General features: G+C 67.8%; 16 protein-coding genes. 6 read left to right on the top strand and 10 right to left on the bottom strand.

The window, feature by feature from the left end; genetic code table 11:
• Nucleotides 1-12 precede the first annotated feature (12 nt).
• On the top strand, nt 13-2,577 hold the full coding sequence (locus AC3RXZ_RS15065; RefSeq protein WP_491494565.1) for a LuxR C-terminal-related transcriptional regulator: 2,565 nt from the start codon (nt 13-15) through the stop codon (nt 2,575-2,577).
• A 14-nt stretch (nt 2,578-2,591) separates the two neighbouring features.
• Here the strand turns inward: AC3RXZ_RS15065 and AC3RXZ_RS15060 are convergent, their stop codons facing one another.
• Complete coding sequence (locus AC3RXZ_RS15060) at nt 2,592-3,035, bottom strand: DUF6325 family protein (protein WP_243232826.1); 444 nt, start codon at nt 3,033-3,035, stop codon at nt 2,592-2,594.
• 168 nt (nt 3,036-3,203) lie between these two features.
• On the opposite strand from AC3RXZ_RS15060, the gene AC3RXZ_RS15055 reads away from it, so the two are divergent.
• Entirely contained in the window at nt 3,204-3,824 is a 621-nt protein-coding gene (locus AC3RXZ_RS15055) for a TetR/AcrR family transcriptional regulator (RefSeq protein WP_243232827.1), read from the top strand.
• A gap of 1 nt (nt 3,825) precedes the next feature.
• Here AC3RXZ_RS15055 and AC3RXZ_RS15050 read toward each other — a convergent pair whose 3' ends face one another.
• Both AC3RXZ_RS15050 and AC3RXZ_RS15045 read right to left on the bottom strand, forming a co-directional pair.
• Nucleotides 3,826-4,950: a Gfo/Idh/MocA family protein gene (locus tag AC3RXZ_RS15050; RefSeq protein WP_491494564.1), complete on the bottom strand. Its 1,125-nt coding sequence runs from the start codon at nt 4,948-4,950 to the stop codon at nt 3,826-3,828.
• Nucleotides 4,947-5,771, bottom strand: a complete 825-nt coding sequence (locus AC3RXZ_RS15045; RefSeq protein ID WP_491494563.1) for a sugar phosphate isomerase/epimerase family protein — start codon at nt 5,769-5,771, stop codon at nt 4,947-4,949. The genes AC3RXZ_RS15050 and AC3RXZ_RS15045 overlap by 4 nt, the downstream gene beginning before the upstream one ends.
• 112 nt (nt 5,772-5,883) lie before the next feature.
• Between AC3RXZ_RS15045 and AC3RXZ_RS15040 the strand changes: the two genes are divergently transcribed.
• A complete protein-coding gene (locus AC3RXZ_RS15040; RefSeq protein ID WP_491494562.1) occupies nt 5,884-6,780 on the top strand; it encodes an alpha/beta fold hydrolase in 897 nt (298 codons plus the stop codon).
• Here AC3RXZ_RS15040 and AC3RXZ_RS15035 read toward each other — a convergent pair whose 3' ends face one another.
• Nucleotides 6,781-7,539, bottom strand: coding sequence for a glycosyltransferase family 2 protein (locus tag AC3RXZ_RS15035; protein ID WP_491494561.1), 759 nt, complete (start codon nt 7,537-7,539; stop codon nt 6,781-6,783).
• Between the two features lie 129 nt (nt 7,540-7,668).
• On the opposite strand from AC3RXZ_RS15035, the gene AC3RXZ_RS15030 reads away from it, so the two are divergent.
• Nucleotides 7,669-8,952 (top strand): DUF3500 domain-containing protein, encoded by a 1,284-nt coding sequence (locus AC3RXZ_RS15030; RefSeq protein ID WP_243232831.1) that lies wholly within the window; start codon nt 7,669-7,671, stop codon nt 8,950-8,952.
• Between the two features lie 6 nt (nt 8,953-8,958).
• On the opposite strand, the gene AC3RXZ_RS15025 is transcribed toward AC3RXZ_RS15030, so the two are convergent.
• Entirely contained in the window at nt 8,959-9,591 is a 633-nt protein-coding gene (locus AC3RXZ_RS15025; protein ID WP_243232832.1) for an NAD-dependent epimerase/dehydratase family protein, read from the bottom strand.
• 238 nt (nt 9,592-9,829) lie between these two features.
• On the opposite strand from AC3RXZ_RS15025, the gene AC3RXZ_RS15020 reads away from it, so the two are divergent.
• Nucleotides 9,830-10,402 (top strand): YdeI/OmpD-associated family protein, encoded by a 573-nt coding sequence (locus tag AC3RXZ_RS15020; RefSeq protein ID WP_243232833.1) that lies wholly within the window; start codon nt 9,830-9,832, stop codon nt 10,400-10,402.
• Between the two features lie 307 nt (nt 10,403-10,709).
• Here AC3RXZ_RS15020 and AC3RXZ_RS15015 read toward each other — a convergent pair whose 3' ends face one another.
• From AC3RXZ_RS15015 to AC3RXZ_RS14995, 5 genes are read right to left on the bottom strand one after another with little or no spacing between them, the layout of a single operon-like run.
• Entirely contained in the window at nt 10,710-11,102 is a 393-nt protein-coding gene (locus tag AC3RXZ_RS15015; protein WP_491494560.1) for a phosphotransferase, read from the bottom strand.
• A 25-nt stretch (nt 11,103-11,127) separates the two neighbouring features.
• On the bottom strand, nt 11,128-11,493 hold the full coding sequence (locus tag AC3RXZ_RS15010; protein ID WP_491494577.1) for a phosphotransferase family protein: 366 nt from the start codon (nt 11,491-11,493) through the stop codon (nt 11,128-11,130).
• The gene (locus tag AC3RXZ_RS15005; RefSeq protein WP_491494559.1) at nt 11,378-12,280 is read right to left on the bottom strand and encodes a response regulator; all 903 of its coding nucleotides are present in this window, start codon (nt 12,278-12,280) and stop codon (nt 11,378-11,380) included. The genes AC3RXZ_RS15010 and AC3RXZ_RS15005 overlap by 116 nt, the downstream gene beginning before the upstream one ends.
• A complete protein-coding gene (locus AC3RXZ_RS15000) occupies nt 12,280-13,431 on the bottom strand; it encodes a sensor histidine kinase (protein WP_491494558.1) in 1,152 nt (383 codons plus the stop codon). Before AC3RXZ_RS15000 ends, AC3RXZ_RS15005 begins: the two co-directional genes overlap by 1 nt.
• A 47-nt stretch (nt 13,432-13,478) precedes the next feature.
• Nucleotides 13,479-15,674 carry an MMPL family transporter gene (locus tag AC3RXZ_RS14995; RefSeq protein ID WP_491494557.1) on the bottom strand — a complete coding sequence of 732 codons (2,196 nt, stop codon included), beginning with the start codon at nt 15,672-15,674 and terminating at the stop codon, nt 13,479-13,481.
• A gap of 96 nt (nt 15,675-15,770) precedes the next feature.
• On the opposite strand from AC3RXZ_RS14995, the gene AC3RXZ_RS14990 reads away from it, so the two are divergent.
• Entirely contained in the window at nt 15,771-17,510 is a 1,740-nt protein-coding gene (locus tag AC3RXZ_RS14990) for a GH35 family beta-galactosidase (protein ID WP_491494556.1), read from the top strand.
• Nucleotides 17,511-17,644 lie beyond the last annotated feature (134 nt).

The following is a 17,644-nucleotide window of genomic DNA, read 5'->3' as shown; positions in this document are numbered from 1 at the left end:
ATACTGAGGGGCATGGTCCCCCCGCCATCCGCTCCCGCCCGCGTTCGCGGCGTCCGGTTCCGGCCGCCCGTCCAGCAGCGCGGGCACCTGCGGCGGCCCCGGCTCACGGAGCTGCTGGATGCGCGGCTGGCCGAGCATCCGACCGTCCTCGTCGTCGCACCCAGCGGCTACGGCAAGACCTCCGCGGTGGCCGAATGGGCCGCAACGCGCGCGGGGCGCGTCGCGTGGCTGACGCTCGGGTCCTGGGACGCCGACCGCGCACACCTCGACGTCAGCGTCCTCCGCGCTCTGCAGGCGCTGGCCGCGGAGTCCCGGCGGCCGGAGCTCGCGGGTCTCCTGGCGCTTCAGCCCGAAGAGGTCGACGCCGCACTCGCGTTCGACGTCGTCTCGGAAGCGCTGGCGTCCTCCCCCGAGCCCGTCGTCCTCGTGGTCGACGACGCGCACCGCGCCGAGGACGAGCTGTCCGAAGGCCTGCTCGGCGCCTTCGTCCGCGGAGAGTGCGAACAGCTGCAGGTCGCGGTGGTCGGGACGGGCTACGTCGAGATCGCCTTGAGCCGCTTGGCGCTGTCGGCGCCGCACTGCGTCGTGCACCCGCAGGACCTCGCGTTCTCGAACGAGGAGATCGCCGCGCTGTACGCCGCGACCGGGCTTCCGCTCGACCCGGACGCCGTGCTCGCCGAGACGAGCGGCTGGCCGATCGCGCTGAGGTTCGTGCAGCTGTCCGGGGTGCACCCCGACACCGCCGGCGGCGGCGACGAGTCGCTGCTGCAGCGCTATGTGCGCGACCACGTCATCGCCGCGCTGCCGGAGGAGCTGGCCGCCTTCGTGCTGGACTCCTCAGTGTGCAGCGTGCTGACGCCTGAGCTCGGCGCGGCGATCGCCGGCGCACCGGACGGGGGCGCGCTGCTGGAGCGGTGCACGGAGATGGGGCTGTTCCTGGATCGGTTCGAGACGGCATCCGGCCCGGCGTACCGCTGGCACGGGATCGCCGCACGGCAGTTCCGGCGCCTGCTCGAGCAGAAGTCGCCTGGCCGGCGCGAGGAGGTGCTCCGCATCGCGGCCGCGCACCTGCGGGACGAGGACCCGCTCGCGGCTGCGCGCTACCTGCTCGACGCGGAGGATCCCGACGCGGCCCTGCGCATCGTCCTCGACCACTGGCTGGGGCTCACCGTCGGGCCGAAGGCCCGCGCACTCGACGCGTGGTGCGCGGCGCTGCCCGGTGAGTACGCCGACGACCCCCGCGTGCTGCTGATGCGCGCGTGCGCGCAGGACGTGGTCGGCAACCGCGACGTCGCGCTGATGTACTCGGCGAGGGCCGACGCACGATCCCGGCTCGTCGACGCCGCCGAGTACGCCGTGCTGCGCTCTCGCGCGGACCTCTTCCTGCTCGACGACCGGACCGATCTGGCCGCGGCGAGCGCGCAGGTGCGTCAGCAGCTGGAGGTCGCGAACGCCCAGAGCTCCACGGACCGGGCCGCGCTGCTGTACCTGCTCGGCTGGTCGGAGCTGCGGCATCGCGCCTCCCCCGACCTCATCGTCCAGCTGTTCTCCTCCGCCGCTGTCGAGGCGCGCGCCGCCGGTCAGGACACGCTCGAGCAGCGCTCTCTCGGGCATCTGGCGTTCACGCTCGCCTGGGCGGGTCAGTTCGCCCGAGCGGACGAGGTCCTCGACGGATCGGATGAACGACCGGACGAGGCCGGATGGGCGGCGTACGCGGGAGGCAGCGCCGCCACCGCATCCGGATTCGCCGCCTTCTGGCGCGACGACCTCGACCGGGCTCAGGCGGACCTGACGCGGGCGACGCGCAGCGGCAGCGCCAACCGGTCCTTCGCCGGGATCGCCCGGATGATGCTCGCGTTCACGGCCGCGGCCACGCGCGACGCGCACGCCTGTCAGCACGCTGCGCGCGAGCTGCAGGCGCTGCCGGCCACGATGCAGCAGGGGGTGTCCTGGCCGGCGTTCCGGCATGCCTCACTGGCGATGCTCTTCGAGGCGACCGGACGACGCGAGCAGGCGCTGCGGATCGTGTCGATGTATGAGGAGGCCGATGATCTCCCGCTCGTGACGGTCATGCTCGCGGGCGTCGCCGAACGGCTCGGCCGTCCGCAGACCGCGCTGCACATGCTGCGCCGGATCGCCCGCTACGACGCGATCTCCTACGTGCGGGTGAGCCGCATGCTCGTCGAGGGCGTGCTGCACTGGCGCGCCGAGCGCCTGCCGCAGGCGCACGACGTGATCGAGCGTGCGCTGGAGGTCGCGGTCGCCGAGGATCTGCGCCGGCCGTTCGCCGGCGGCGGCCTGGACGTGCGCCAGGTGCTCACGGAGCAGCTGGCGTGGGGCACGAAGCACGAGGAGTTCATCACGGCCTGCCTCGCTCCGCGTCCGGGAGCCGGGTCGCTGCAGGAGCTGTCCGAGCGGGAGCGCGAGGTGTTCGCACAGTTGCGCACCACGCGCACGATGCAGGAGATCGCCGAGGGGCTGGGCGTGTCGATCAACACGATCAAGACGCACCAGCGCGCGATCTACCGCAAGCTCGGCGTCGCGTCCCGCCGCGAGGCCGTTCGCCTTTTCGCCTGAGAGGGGCGGGCGACTCAGTCGTCCGAGGCCATGCCGACGACCGTGTTGACGACGGTCGCCGGGATCCGCTCGGCCGCGATGACCGTTGCCCCGTCTCGCGCGAGCTGCTCGGCCAGCTCCCTGGCCCACAGCAGCTCGAGGGCGACGACCGCCGCGGCGCCTCCGGACGGGAGCCTCTCCGCGATCGCTGCGAGATCCTCCTCCCCCGCCAGACCAGGGGCATGCAGCTCCAGTCCGTCGAGCGCGAAGCCGTCGAGGTCGACCTCGTCGACGCGGACTACGCCCGCGACGCTCTTGGAGAGAAGCACGAAGTCCAGCATCCGCACGACGCCGTCGGCGACCTGCGCGGCCAGCGCGTGCAGGAGCTCGGCGGACAGCACGGGCTCGCGCAACGCGATGACCGTGAGCTCCACCGGCCCGAACTGCACCGGAGCGAGCGTGGCGCGGCTGCCGCTCATCGGCCGACTCCCTCCCGCGACGGAATGCGTCTGCGAGGATGCTCGCACTCGTCCGGGAAGGACGGCCAACGGGTCATCCCGCAGGGGTGATGCCGTTCCTCAACAGTCCTGCGCAGGGACTGAACCTCCGATCGGAGGTTTTCGCGCTCGTCTCGGTATCATCGGGATATGAGCTCGCCCGACGCCGACGCGCCGCGCCCCCGGGGCCGCTACCCGAAGGGCATCGCGCGGCGCCAGGAGATCCTGGACAAGGCCATCGAGGTCTTCGCGCGGCGCGGGTCGCAGAAGACCAGCCTGCGCGCGATTGCGCAGGAGGTCGGCGTCACGCACGCCGCGCTCACCCACTACTTCGGCTCGCTCGAGGAGCTGCTGGTGGAGGTGTACCGCGAATCGCAGCGCAAGCCGCGCGGGGCGAAGCAGCCTCCGGCCGCATCGAGCCCTGCCATGGCGATGCGGGCGTCCGCCGAGGAGAACCGCAGCATCCCCGGCCTCGTGCAGTTGTACTCGACGCTGACGGCGATGGCGCTCGAGGAGAACCATCCTGCCGCCCAGGAGTTCATCACGGAGCGGTTCGCGCGGCTCCGCGCGGGCATCGCCGAGCAGGTGCGCGAGTTGCAGGCCGCCGGCCACCTGCGCGCGGATCTCGATCCGGTGCTCGTCGCCGCCCTCGTGATCGCGGCATCCGACGGTCTGCAGACGCAGTGGCTGCTCGACGATGCCGTCGATCACGAGGCGGCGCTCGAGATGCTCGACCGGCTGCTCAGGGGCGCGACGCCCCCGAGCGCCTGAGTCAGAGCGTCGACGCGAAGGGGTCGAATCCCTCGGGCAGCAGCGGCACCGGTGCGACCGTGCTGCCGACCACGACGGTCTGGCCGGTGGCCGCGGACTCCTGAGCGGAGAGCAGGATGTCGAGCACGTGGAACCCGAGCTCGCCGGAGGCCACGTGCGGGCGGTCCTCCGCGATCGCGCGGACCATATCGAGCGCGCCGATGCCGCGGCCGACCTCGACGGCGTCGTGCTCGATCTCGATCCACTCCTGCTGGAACGACATGCCGTCGCGGATCACGCCGAGCGGCTTGACGTAGGCGATGCGACCGGCGAACTGGTTCGGGTCGGCGATCACGATGGTCCCCTCGGTGCCGTGGATCTCCACGACGCCGTGCCGCTCGAGCGCCGAGTCGAAGCTCAGCAGGCTCTGAGCCTGAGTGCCCTGTTCGAAGGCCGTGACGATCTGGATCGTCGACGGCACCTCGACCGGGAACGTCGCCCCCGCGTTCGGGCCGGTGTGGATCTCGCGCTCCTCTCGGGCCTTCGATCCGACGGCGGCGACACGGTCGACGGGGCCGAGCAGGCTGACGAGGGCCGAGAAGTAGTACGGGCCCATGTCGAGCAGCGGGCCCGCGCCGTGCGCGAAGAGGAACGCCGGGTTCGGGTGCCAGAGGTCGGGACCCTGCGTCTGGAACGCGGTCTGCGCGAACAGGGGGCGGCCGATGAGCCCGCCCTCGATCGCACGTCGCGCGGCCTGGAAGGCGGGGCCGAGCAGGGTGTCGGGCGCGGAGCCGATCCGCAGGCCCGCGGTGTCCGCCTCGCGCAGCAGCTCGGCGGCGCCCTCGCGGTCGAGGCCCAGCGGCTTCTCGGTCCACACGTGCTTGCCCGCGGCGATCGCGGCACGGGAGACCTCGATGTGCACGGCCGGGATGGTGAGGTTCACGACCAGGTCGACGCCGGGGTGGGCGAGGACGTCCTCGGCGGAGCCGGAGGCGGGGACGCCGTACTTCTCGGCCTGCGCCTGCGCGCGGTCGAGCAGCAGGTCACCGACGATGAGCACCTCGACGTCCGGGAAGGACGACAGGTTCTGCAGGTACGTGTCGCTGATGACGCCGACCCCGATGATGCCGATGCCGATGGCGCTCATCGGGCGAACCCGCCCTCGGTGAGGAAGGCGTAGCTGGCGGCGATGTCCGCGAACACGTCTCCGGGGGCGTTGTCGTACTCGATGATCGCGTACTGGAGAGCGGATGCCGCGTGCAGCGCGTCGGCGAGCGGGACGTCTCCGGTTCCGGCGTGACGCTGGTCGAGGGAGTCGGAGCCGAAGGCCTCGGCACCGGGGGCGAACGGGTTGCTGGCCGGAGCGACGCCGTCCTTGACGTGGGCCGCGACGAGCCGGTCGCCGAGGCGCGAGACGAGACCGACGACGTCCTGTCCGCCCACGAGGGCCCAGTACAGATCGAGCTCGATGACGACGCGCTCGTCCGTGAGCGACACGAAGCGCTCGTAGGCGGTCTGGCCGTCGAAGTCCGCGACGAACTCCTGCGCGTGGTTGTGGTAGCCGACCTGGAGGCCGAACTCGGCGGCCTTGTCGACGAGCGCGTTCAGCCGGTCGGCGATGTCGGTGACGCCCTCGAGCGTGAACCAGCGCTCCGGCGCGACGAACGGGTCGATGACGGTCGTGAGCCCGACCTTCGCTGCAGCCTCGAAGACGGCCTCGGGGGCGGGGGTGGGGATCGATCCGTCCGGCGTCCACAGCTCGTCCGAGAGCAGTGGCGCGTGCCCGGTCGGGGAGGCGAGCCCCGAGGCATCCAGCGCCGCGCGGATCTCGTCCGGACGGCGCACGAAGTCGAACGCCTCGACGTTGCGCAGGCCGATCGCGGCGAGCTTGTCGAGCGAGCCCTCCTTGTCGGCGGAGAACTCCGCTGCGAGCGTGTACAGCTGGACCGAGGCTTCTGGCAGGGCCACGTTGACCTTCCTTCTCTGACGGGAACACGGGGCCTCTGCGGCACCCGCGGGCCAGAATAGCAGAAACCTCCGGGTGGAAGTTCTACCGTCCTGGCGATCCGGACGGTACCGTGTGAGCGTGTCGACGGAATCGAGAAGCGGACGGGCCCAGGTCTCCCCTGCCGCCCTGGACGCGGCGCTCGGCGACATCGACTGGACGCGCCTGTCGGCGGGATCCGAGCCCTCGAGATTCGCGGCGCCGAGCGGAGAGCTGGCGGTCGTGTCGCTCGGCGATCCGGAGCGCCCGCGCGTCGTGCTCGTGCCCGGTGCGACCGGCTCCAAAGAGGACTTCTCGCTCATCCTGCCGATCCTCGCCCAGGCCGGCTACTTCGTGCAGTCGCTCGATCTGGCCGGCCAGTACGAATCGCATGCCGCCGGCGCGGACACGGCGTACACCTATCAGCTGTTCGTCGACGACCTGATCGCGTTCCTGGAATCCGGCGGGCCCGCGCATCTGCTGGGCTACTCGTTCGCGGGCACCGTCGCCCAGCTCGTGGCGGTGCGGCGACCGGATCTGCTGCGCTCCCTCGCGCTTCTGACCACGCCACCGGGCCATGGGAACGTCTTCGCGCGCATGCGATGGCTGGGGCCGTTCGCGCCGATCGCGAGCGCGCGCCGCGGGGCCGCGCTGATGATCTGGGGCATCATGACGAACAAGAACCGGGTGCCGCCTCGTCGGCTCGCCTTCGTGCGATCGCGGTTCGCGCTCACGAGCCGGCGCAGCGTCGAGGAGATCGTCGGACTGATGATGGCCTCCCCCGATGTGCGCACCGAGGTGCGGGAACTCGCACTGCCGAAGCTGGTCGCCGCCGGCTCACGGGACCTGTGGCCGCTCACCGCTCACGCGCGGTTCGCCCGAGATCTCGGAGCGGAGTTCCGTGTCTATCCGACCGGGCACAGCCCGAGCGAGACGACCCCGCACCAGCTCAGCGCCGACCTGCTCGAGCTGTACGCCTCCTCTGAGGGCTGATCACCGGCGCGCGGAGGCCTCGCGCGCGCGGCGCCGTGCCCGCCGCCGACGACGCGGACTCTCGTGCGGCAGATGGAGCCGGACCGTCGGCAGCACCCAGCTGAGCCGTCTCCAGAGGGAAGCCCAGTTCCGGAACGGCCGCGCCGAGACCTCGACGACGAGGCCGCGGTCGCGCAGCACGGTCATGTCGGGGCGCACGTGGAAGGAGAGATCGAAGTCGTCGTGGATGTTCTTCTCCTCGCGATGCACCTCCTCGCTCAGCATCCGCCACGCGCTGGTGCGCATGGCCATGTTCGAGCCGAACAGCGGCGCATGCCCGAGGAACGGGGTGAGGACCGCGTACATGCCGCCGATGTAGAGGCGTTCGCCCATCCAGTGCACGAGCGGGGTCGCCCCGTAGAAGCGGGGATCGCCGGTGAGGAAGTCGAGCTCGGGGCGCTCGCGGAACGTCCGCACGATCCGTTCGATCCACTCCGGCCCCGGGCGGGAGTCGGCATCCAGTCGGGCGATGATGTCGCCGGATGCCGCGTCGTAGCCGGCAGAGGCCGCCTGCGGGATCCCCGGCACCGGTTCGACGACGACGCGTGCTCCGAATCGCTCCGCGACGGCCGCGGTGTCGTCGGTGCTGCCGTTGTCGACGACGACGATCTCGTCCGCCGGGCGGGTCTGGTTCTGGAGCGCGCGCAGGCACGCTTCGAGCATGCGCGCGTCGTCCCGAGCCGGGATCACCACGGACAGGGCGGGGAGGTCGGTCGTCATCGTCCTCCTATTGTGCGCGGGTTCGCGGGCTCGCTTCGGCGCGGCTCGCCCCGTCAGCAGCCACCCCTCAAAGGAATCCCATAGTCTCGTCATCGGCCCTGCTGAAAAGCGATGCGTACCGTCGTCGGCATGATCAACACGAAGAACGCAGCTCAAGCGTCCGTCCGCCGTCGATGGATCCGCCCCGTGACATCCGGGGCCACCGCTCTCCTGCTCGCGACCGGCCTGACCCTCGCAGGATGCGCATCGCCTTCGGAATCGTCCCCGTCGTCCTCGTCGTCCTCGACGAGCACACTGGACAGCGCGATCGCCACCGCCTCCAACGGCAGCACGGATGCCACGACCACCGCTCAGACGATCCAGGACACCACGGCCGCCGTCGAGGCCTTCCTCGCGACGCTCTCGGACGAGCAGGTCGAGGCGGTCACGTACGACTACGACGACGAGACCAAGACGACGTCCTGGTCGAACTTCCCGGTCACCTTCGTTGAGCGGGCGGGCCTCAATCTCGCCGATCTCACCACCGAACAGCAGCAGGCGGCGATGGCCGTGCTCGAAGCCCTGCTGAGCGACGAGGCGTACGAAACGGTGACCGGAATCATGGGCGGCGATCAGTACCTGCTGGAGAACAGCAGCAGCACCGAGACCTCCCTCGGCCAGTACTACATCGCGTTCTTCGGGGAGGCGTCGGACACCGATGCGTACGCCGTGCAGTTCGGCGGACATCACCTCGGCATCAACGCCGACCTGAACGGCGGCGAGGAGTCCATCACGTTCGCGCCGACCCACCTCGGCGTCCAGCCCGCGGTCTACACGACGGAGGACGGAGAGGAGGTGCAGCCCTTCGACGCGATCTACACCGACGCGTTCGCCTTCTTCGACAGCCTCACGGCCGAGCAGCAAACGACGCTCACCTCGGGAGACGTGACGATGTGCGCGCCCGGTGACACCTGCGACTACTCGTCCGGGGACGGCCTCACCGGCGCGGACCTGACGGATGATCAGCGGGAACTCCTGCTGGAACTCATCGCGAACTGGGCGGCCATGGCCGACGAGGAGACAGCCGCGACGACCCTTGCCGAGATCGAGGCGACGCTCGACGAGACTGTGATCGCCTGGTCAGGCGAGACAACCTACGACATGAGCACGGGGGACGGCATCTCGTTCTCGATCTCCGGACCCGACGTGTATGTCGCGTTCCAGGCCCAGAACGGTTCGGCGGGAGCAGACGTCGACGGGGTCACGACGAGCGGATGGGGGCACGTGCACACCATCTACCGTGATCCGTCGAATGACTACGCGAACAGCGTCGAGCAGCAGGAGGCGACCGGCGGCATGGGCGCAGGACCCGGCGGCGGGGCCGGCGAGGCGCCCGCTGGCGGTGCACCCGGAGAGCCGCCGGCCGGCGAGTGACCCCTGTCAGACGGGCCGCACGCCGACGTCCGTGATCGTGATGATCCCGCTCGACGCATCCAGCGCGGCGAGCGTGCAGGCCGCCGCCTCATCGATGTGAACGCGCGGCCCTGCCGGAAGCGCATCCGGGTAGAAGGTCCCCGGCCCGTAGAACTGGCCGTAGCGCAGCACCACGCCGCCGAAACGGAGGACGGCGTCCTCCAGGCTCTGCACGCCGGCCGCACCCTCTCCGGGAGGCAGTTCCCAGGCGACGCTCTGCGCCAGCATCCGCGAGCACCCGGCTGCCGCGGCGGCCTCGACCAGGTTCCGAGTCCCCTCGACCCTGATGCGCGCGTTCGCGGCCCGTCTGGCTGGTAGCTCTGCGGCGGAATCGGGCAGGTCCGTCAATTGATGGATGACCAGGTCCGGGCCGAATCCCTGCATGGCCTGCGTCAGCCCCGCGGCGTCGTAGACGTCACAGATCACCGGTTCGGCGCCGAGGTCGCGAATCAGTGTCGCCTTGTCCGCAGAGCGGGTCATCCCGGCGACGACATGGCCGGTCCGGACGAGCATCCCGGCCAGGCGAGTGCCGATCACACCGGTGGCGCCGGCCAGGAAGATCCGGAGCGGAGTGTTCGGCGAAGGCACGGGTCCGATCATGCGAGCACCTTAGCGGGGGCCGACGATCCCCGGAAAATCGGCGGAGACGGAGGCCTACGCACCGTGTCGAAGCCGCGGCGATGCTCACGCACCGAGCGGGTCTCGTGAACGCCTATAGGCCGTCGGGAGCGCCACTCGCCAGCCGGCACTGCTCGCCGCACCCGCGGACTCGTCACCCAGCTCCCCGACAGCGCACGGCACAGAGCGATCCGTCGTACGTCCGGGCTATCCTCCCCTCATGGCCGATCGCGCGAACAAGCCCGAGCTGCACATGGATTCCGTCGCGGACTGGGAAGCCTGGTTGAGTGCGGACCCGGACCCGAGCGGGGTCCGACTACGACTGCGCAAGAAGGCGACGACCCGGCCTGGGATCACGTACGCCGAGGCGCTCGATGTCGCGCTGTGCTTCGGGTGGATCGATGGGCAGTCGCAATCTGTCGACGCCGATTACTTCCTGCAGACCTTCACGCCGCGGCGACCGCGGAGCATGTGGTCGAAGGTCAACATCGGTCACGTGACTCGGCTGATCGAGGAAGGTCGCATGCGTCCCGAAGGTCAGCGCGAGATCGACCGCGCGAAGGCGGACGGACGATGGGACAGCGCGTACCGGCAACGCGACAACGATCTTCCCATGGAGCTGCGGGAAGCCCTCGATGCGGACCCGGAGATCGCCGAGGCCTTCGCATCTCAATCGGCGCAGAACCGATTCTCGATGGCCTTCCGTGTCGCGAACCTCAAACGGCCCGCCTCGCGAGCTGCACGTGTGGCCGAGTACGTCGAGATGCTCAAGCGAGGCGAAACCCTTCCCTGAGGACCACCGCGCAGTTGGATGCGTCAACGGCGGCATCCCTCAGCGGTCTCGCGGTCACCGTGCCGAATGCCCGCACGATCCGGGCCCACGAAAGAGCACTTGACCAGGAATTCTGTGGCGGAGACGGAGGGATTTGAACCCTCGGTCCCCGTGAGGGGACTCCACCTTAGCAGGGTAAATCCCGCGATCTCGGGCTCGAGCGCCCACTCGCGCGCTACGACTGGGATCGCGGCGGATCCGCGGAATCACGCGGGTACCCGGGGATTAGTGCTTCTCGCTCGACTCGCTCTCCAGACTCGGGGTGCACTCAAGAATCGTCGTTCTCGGGATGCTCCGGACACTTTTCGGACACACGAGACGGGCGCGATTCGACCTCCCACCGGGCCCCACCCGCTCGGGCACATCCCGCGTTGAACTCTACGTCGTCGGCAGGGTCACGAAAGAGGGACGTTGACACGAAGTCGGCAAGTGGGTCACCCCAGAACATCCGCTCACCGTCGATGATGCCACTCAACCTCACAGTGTGACCGTCCGCACATGCGAAGACGTTACCGTCCCAGAGGTCGAAATGATCCAGAGCGGACTCATCCACCTCGTTGAGTAGTCCGAGATGACCTCGGTTCACCGCGCGAAGATCGGCGCTCGGAATATCGGTGCGAACACGATAGTGGTCGATATCCGAAACCGCCGCGTCCCACATGCGCGGGAACGCCTCGCCCCACGAGCTACCGCTCAGCGCCAGCCCATCCGTAGCTCGCCCCCTTTACCGCGTGGAGCTGAGCCGCCGCCTCCCCGATCTGTGACCTCACGGCGCCTCGCCCAGCAGACGTCAGCGAGTCAGAGACCCGATTGAGAGGCCCGCCCTCGAGGAAGGAGAGGATGACGACATCCCGGTCGGCCACCTGCCGACTGAAATCACTGGCAAGCACCGCGGGCACCGGAGCCCTCCCGCGCGCGTGCCGATAGAAGGACACCTCAGAGCGCATCAGACCATGCTCGTAATGAAGGCGAGGGGCATCGTCCGGTGGGGCAACGTTCAGAACGACCTGAGACCCGTCCGACAGGCTGAGACGATAGGCCGCGTTGTACATCCCGTCGGTGAGATCGGCCATTTCCTCTACAAGCAGACCGAGGTGTCGTTCCACGAGCGAGCCGATCACGGGTCGAGCCAGAGGGATTTTGGAGTCGCTGTTCACGGGCGCAAGGTTCTTCCTGTGTCAGGGCGCGAGGCCGCTCCGGTAGGCGATAGCTACCAGCTGCCCCCCGGTCACGGGCTTCGAGTTTCGTCATGGCGCGGTTGAGATGCGTCTTCACCGTGAACGGAGAGATCGACTGCGCTGCCGCGATCTCAGCGTTGTCGGCGCCTGTCGCGGCGGCGATGACAAGATCTCGCTCGCGAGGGGTCAGTGAGGCGATGCGCGCGCTGAGCTCCGCGTCCGGCTTCCGAGGTTCGCGTTCGGACGCGAGATGGGCGGTGACAGCACGAGAAGCTCGAGGGGACAAGCTCGACTCGCCGGCAGCCGTACGTTCGACGGCATCGATGAGTTCATCTGGCTCGGCGGACTTGCTGATGAAACCGTCCGCACCGGCTCGCAACGCGGCGAGGACGTCCGCGTCGCCGTCAAAGGTCGTGAGCACCAGAACGCGTGTCGATGCCAGAGATGCATCGGCCCGAATCCTTCTCGTCGCTTCGATCCCGTTGATCCCTGGCATGCGCAGGTCCATGAGCACGACGTCGGGGAGGGCCTCGCGGACGAGTCCGACGCCGATTCCTCCATCCTGCGCTTCCCCCAGAACAGTGATGTCCGCGGACTCGAGCACCCCGCGGATGCCAGCGCGGACGATCCCCTGATCATCGATGAGCACGACGGTCGTCATCAATACTCGCCTTCATGTGAGTGGAGGTGCATCGGCAATCGCGCCGTCACTTCGAATCGACTGCCCTTGTGTACAGCTTCGAGGGCCCCGTGCACACTGGCCGCGCGTTCCGTCATCCCGACGATTCCGAAACCCCCGCCCTGGGCCCCTCCATGTGCCACCGCGTTGCTCACGTCGATGTGCACCATGTTCCCTTTCGCCCGAACGCTTACGACGACATCACCGGCGCCGTGCTTCAGCGCGTTGGTGAAAGACTCCTGCAGAATTCGATACACGGCAACTCCGACAGAGCGGTCCAAGCTTGGCAGGGGGTCGAGGGTCTCCTGCACGTGTAGTCCGGCCCGGCGCGCTGTCGCGACGAGAGAATCGAGTGCCGCGGGACCAGGAACTTCCTCAGTCTCGCTCGATCCGAGGGGGTCGCGAAGAAGAGTCAGGATCTCCTGGAGCTCGTCCACCACTTCCCGACTGGACGCGCGGATCTGTCGAAGGGAGGCTGTGACGCGTTCGGGGTCTTTCTCAAGGTGTCGCTCCGCGGATCCCGCGTGGAGCGATATGACCGACACTGAATGAGCGACCGAATCGTGCAGGTCTCGGGCGATTCGCAATCGTTCTTCCCCGACGTGGCGCGCCACCTCGCTCTCGCGGAACGCGACCGCTGACTGTGCTTGCGCTTCCAAGGCCCGGACATAGTCATCGTTGGACCTCAAGGCCATCCCGAAGGCGACAACCGCAGCGGTCCACACGGGAAGGATCAGTGCGACTGGTTCCCAGGGGCGCTCATCGAAAACGACAATCGCTCCGGCGTACAGCACGAGGGCATGCACCGCGGCGAGAACGAGGGTCCACGTCTTAGGGGCGCGGATAGCGAGGGTGAAGAGGACAACCTCGGCAAGGACCCAGGTCGGGAAAGCGATGTTCGGCGTGAACAGCACCACCCCGCTCGCAACCACCGCGCCCATTGCAGCCCACACGGGCACCCGCCGCCGACCGATAACGGCCGCCGCGGCCACGACCAAGCCCGGAGACGTCCACCAGGTGCGATCCGCGATGATTGTGACCGCTGCAACGATGAACGCGACGAGGGCGACGACGTCCAGCAGCCATTCCCAACGGTGCAGGCTCACTGTCCGCCGCCTCCTCGCCATCATCATGCGGATGATTCTCTCACCCGCGGTTTCGGACTATTGCTGATCTTTCGTCATCGTCCGACCCCTACAGCGTCACGCGCGGCAACGGGCGCGTTCTCGGTTCGTGGCGCTGGCTGCGGATCAAGACCCGCCCCCTCGACATCGATAGTGGGAAGGACACGGTCGAGCCACTTGGGAATCCACCATGCCGCCTTGCCCATCAACGAGAGCGCTGCCGGCACGAGAATCATCCGGACGATGAACGCATCCGCGATGACGCCGACCGTGAGAGCCATGGCGATGGAGCCGACCAGGGAGGAATGGCTCATGGCGAATCCTCCGAAAACGGCGGCCATGATGGCGGCTGCCGCCACGACGACGACTGCCGAGTGTCGGAAGCCCGCGCGCACGGCCTCCAGTGGTGTCAGCCCCCGCTCGTGAGCCTCGTGCATGCGGGATACGAGGAACACCTGGTAGTCCATCGCTAACCCGAAGAGAATGCCCGTGACCACGATGGGCAGGAGGCTCAGCAGCGGGTTCCCCTGCGGAGCTTGGACGATGACGTCGAGCCAACCCCACTGGAAGATCGCGACGGTTGCGCCCAGGCCTGCGCCGAGCGACAGCAGGAAGCCCGCGGTCGCTACGAGGGGGATGAGAAGCGAGCGGAACAGGATCACCATCAGGACCAGCGAAAGGCCGACGATGAGTGCGATGTACAGCATGAGGGCGGACTGCAGCTGCTCATCGGAATCCAAGCCGATTGCTGTTGCTCCCGCAACGAGAAGCTGCGCTCCACTGATATCGCCATCTTCCGCCCGGATGTCGTGCACGAGGTCTGTCGTGCGCGAATCGAGCGGGCCGTACTTCGACATGACCGTCAGCATCGCCGTGTCACCGTCGTCCGTCACAGCGGCGGGGATCACCATATCGACGTTGTCGAGATCGACAAGCTTGTCGACGACGCGGGAAAGCACTGTCTCGACATTGTCGGATCGCACGAGAACGACCAGCGGGTCCTGGGCGCCGTCGCCGAACTTGTCAGCGACGATCTCGTAGGCGGCGCGCTGCGTAGAGTCGGGATCCTCTCCTCCAGGCATGGTGAGCGCCGTCTGCATCGACATGAGCGGCACAGCCGCCACGACGAGCAGCGCCGTGCCTCCCAAGAGGCTGAGTGCGCGACGCCGCGTCACGAACCGCGCCCAGCCGGCGATGAAGCCGTTCTTCTCCGTGATGTCCGTCCCCACCAGCTTGCGATCCCGGCGCGACAGAGCCCGAGTGCCCATGAACGAGAGCAAGGCGGGCACCAGGGTCAGCGCCATCAGCACAGCAATTGCAACCGCAAACGCCGCGGCGAGACCCATCTCTCCAAGGAACGGGATACCCACCACCGTCAGTCCGGTCAACGCGATGATCACGGTGGCTCCGGCGAAGACGACCGCAGAGCCGGCAGTACCGACGGCCACGCCAATGGCACTGTGCAAGCCTCTCCCCACGCGAAGCTCGGTGCGGAACCTCGCGAGGATGAACAGTGTGTAGTCGATCCCGACGGCGAGGCCGAGCATGACGGCCAAGATCGGAGTGAGGGACCCGATGGGGGTCACCGCGGAGAACGCCAGCACACCGAGGATTCCGACAGCCACGCCGATGAGCGCGGTGAACATGTTCGCGCCGGCCGCAACCAGGGAGCCGAAAGTGATGAGAAGGACCAGGAATGCGAGGGCCGCGCCGACGATCTCGCTCGGCCCGAGGATCTCCGGCACCCCTTCACCGAGTGAGCCGCCGACTTCGGCGTTCAGACCATCAGCACGCAGAGTCTGCGCGACGTCTGCGAGGCGTTCGGTTGCGGTTTCTGCGTCTGCGGCGTTGTCCACGGACACAGTAGCGACCGCGGTTGAGAGGTCTTCGGAGATGTACGGACGGGTCTGGTCGAAGGGGTCGGAGACGGACTCCACCCCGTCGATGTCACGGACGTCGGCGAGCGCATCCGCGATGCTAGTCATCGCCTCCGCATCGACAATGTCGCCGTCCGGATTCTGGATGACGAGTTGCAACGAGCCGACATCCGAGTCGTCCGGCGGGAATTCCTTATCCAGCACGCTCATTGCCTCGCTGGAGGGAGTGCCCTGAACATCGAACCCCCCGTCGCCGAACTTCATCCCGGATAGCGCGACCACTGCCAGCACGGCAACGGCCAAGAGCCACGAGATCAGCACCGCCCAGCGATGACGTGCGGAGAACCGGCCAAGCCGGGAAAGTAGTCGAGCCATGAGAGTCCTTCGAAAGGCGCATCAGCGTGCGCACGAGTGCTTTCTTCAACTCTGATTCCTCCGCGTCCCGCTCGCGTGGTCCGTGCGCAGGCTCCGATGTACTGCGTTGGCAGTAGACGCGACGCTGGACCCCGTGAACGAAACCGGTACATCTGCTACATTTTTGCCACTGCACTTCGACGACGAGGACCCATGCCACGCACATCATCTGTATCCCCGCCCGCCCGGCTTGTCAGCGAGCGAGGGGTGAAGCACCTTCACGTCCATGGCAAGCGCTTCGTCGTCCTCGGGGGTGAGCTGCATAATTCCTCGAGCAGCAGCAGCCCCGCCATTCAAGATGCCTTCGATGCCCTGGACGGCATGAATCTCAACACCGTTCTTGCGCCTGTCTCGTGGCGACAGCTGGAGCCCCACGAAGGCGAGTTCGACCTTTCTCTTGTCGATGAGCTCGTCTCCACAGCGCGTGACAAGAATCTGCATCTGATCCCGCTCTGGTTCGGGACATGGAAGAACGGGCGCTCAACTTACATTCCCGACTGGGTGCGATCCGACCCTAAGCGCTTCCCCCGGGCCGAAATCAGAACGGGCGAGACTCGCGACTGCTTGACTCCTTTCGCCACCGAAGCCGCAGAAGCGGACGCGCGGGCCTTCGCCGCACTCATGGCGCACATCCGGCACATCGACTCTGCCGAAGGAACCATCGTGATGGTCCAGGTGGAGAACGAAGTCGGAATCCTGGGGGACTCCCGAGACCGTAGCGCGGTGGCAGAACATGCCTACCGCAGCAGCGTCCCGGAAGACGTCCTCGCCGCGCTCCGCACGGATGCGCCTCTTCGTATTCGAGAAGCTTGGAGCTCTCGCGGTGAACAGCAAGCGGGCACATGGTCGGAGATGTTCGAAGACACCACAGACACCGATGAAGCCTTCATGGCGGCAGCCTATGCGCGCCATGTCGAGCGAGTGGCCGCTGCCGGCAAAGCCCAATACCCGCTCCCCCTGTTCGCGAACGCATGGTTGTACACGCAGCTCGAGGTTGCGGAGGGAAATCCGGCGGGAGGCCAGGAGCCAGGCATCTACCCCAGCGGTGGCCCACTCCCCCATGTGGGAGCGATATGGAGCGCACTCGCGCCTTCGCTCGACTTGCTCGTCCCCGACATCTACTTCGGGGACTTCGACCAGATCTGCAGGGACTACATCGGCCTCAGTGGCGGCCTTCTCATCCCGGAGATGCGCCGAAATGTTGCTGGTGTCGCGGACGCGTTCGTCGCCTTGGGCTCGCACTCCGCCATCGGGGTCTCCCCGTTCGGTATCGACACCACGGAGTTACCCGAGGGTGAGGCCTTATCCGATGCCTACGGGGCACTAGCGGTCCTCGCGAAGGTCAGCTCAGCGCCTCCCATCGGGAGCTTCAGACTTCATGCCGAGCTCGAGCAACAAGAGGTTGCGCTGGGGACGTACACCGCCATTGCACGACGCGAGCCGAACAGGGTTGGCGGGTTCCACGAGTGGGGCTATGGGCTCATCGTTCAGGAATCTGAGGACACGTTCCTTGCATGCGGCAGAGGAGCTGAACTGTCGTTCTACTGCGCAGAAGGTCGAGCGGAGATCGTCAAGGTAGAAGAGCTGAGAGCTCGTGAAAGCGGCGTGGAGGTCTACCGCGAGCTCAACGGTGACGAGACAGAAAGCGGCAGCGTCGTGGTCTTGCCGTCTCTCGAACCGCGACCGCCATCCGACGCGTACCACATTCCTTCCATCCGCCGCCGTAGTGGCGTGATGCGGTTTACTTTGGCGAGCCCGCCGCCTGCTACCGCTCCGGCCACCGGGGCATCGCGGTAGAAGCGTGCATGAACGGTGGGCAGAGAGACCCAAGTCACTCCGTGGATTGACACGCGTCAAAAACAATGGTTCCCTGTACCTAGCAACCACCGACATCGGCCCCGAAGCCGGCTCGGACCAGAGCGCCCGATGAC

The organism is Microbacterium cucumeris, from assembly GCF_058349845.2.
The sequence above is the reverse complement of the archived record's forward strand: the minus strand, read 5'-3'. Positions and strand labels throughout refer to the sequence as shown.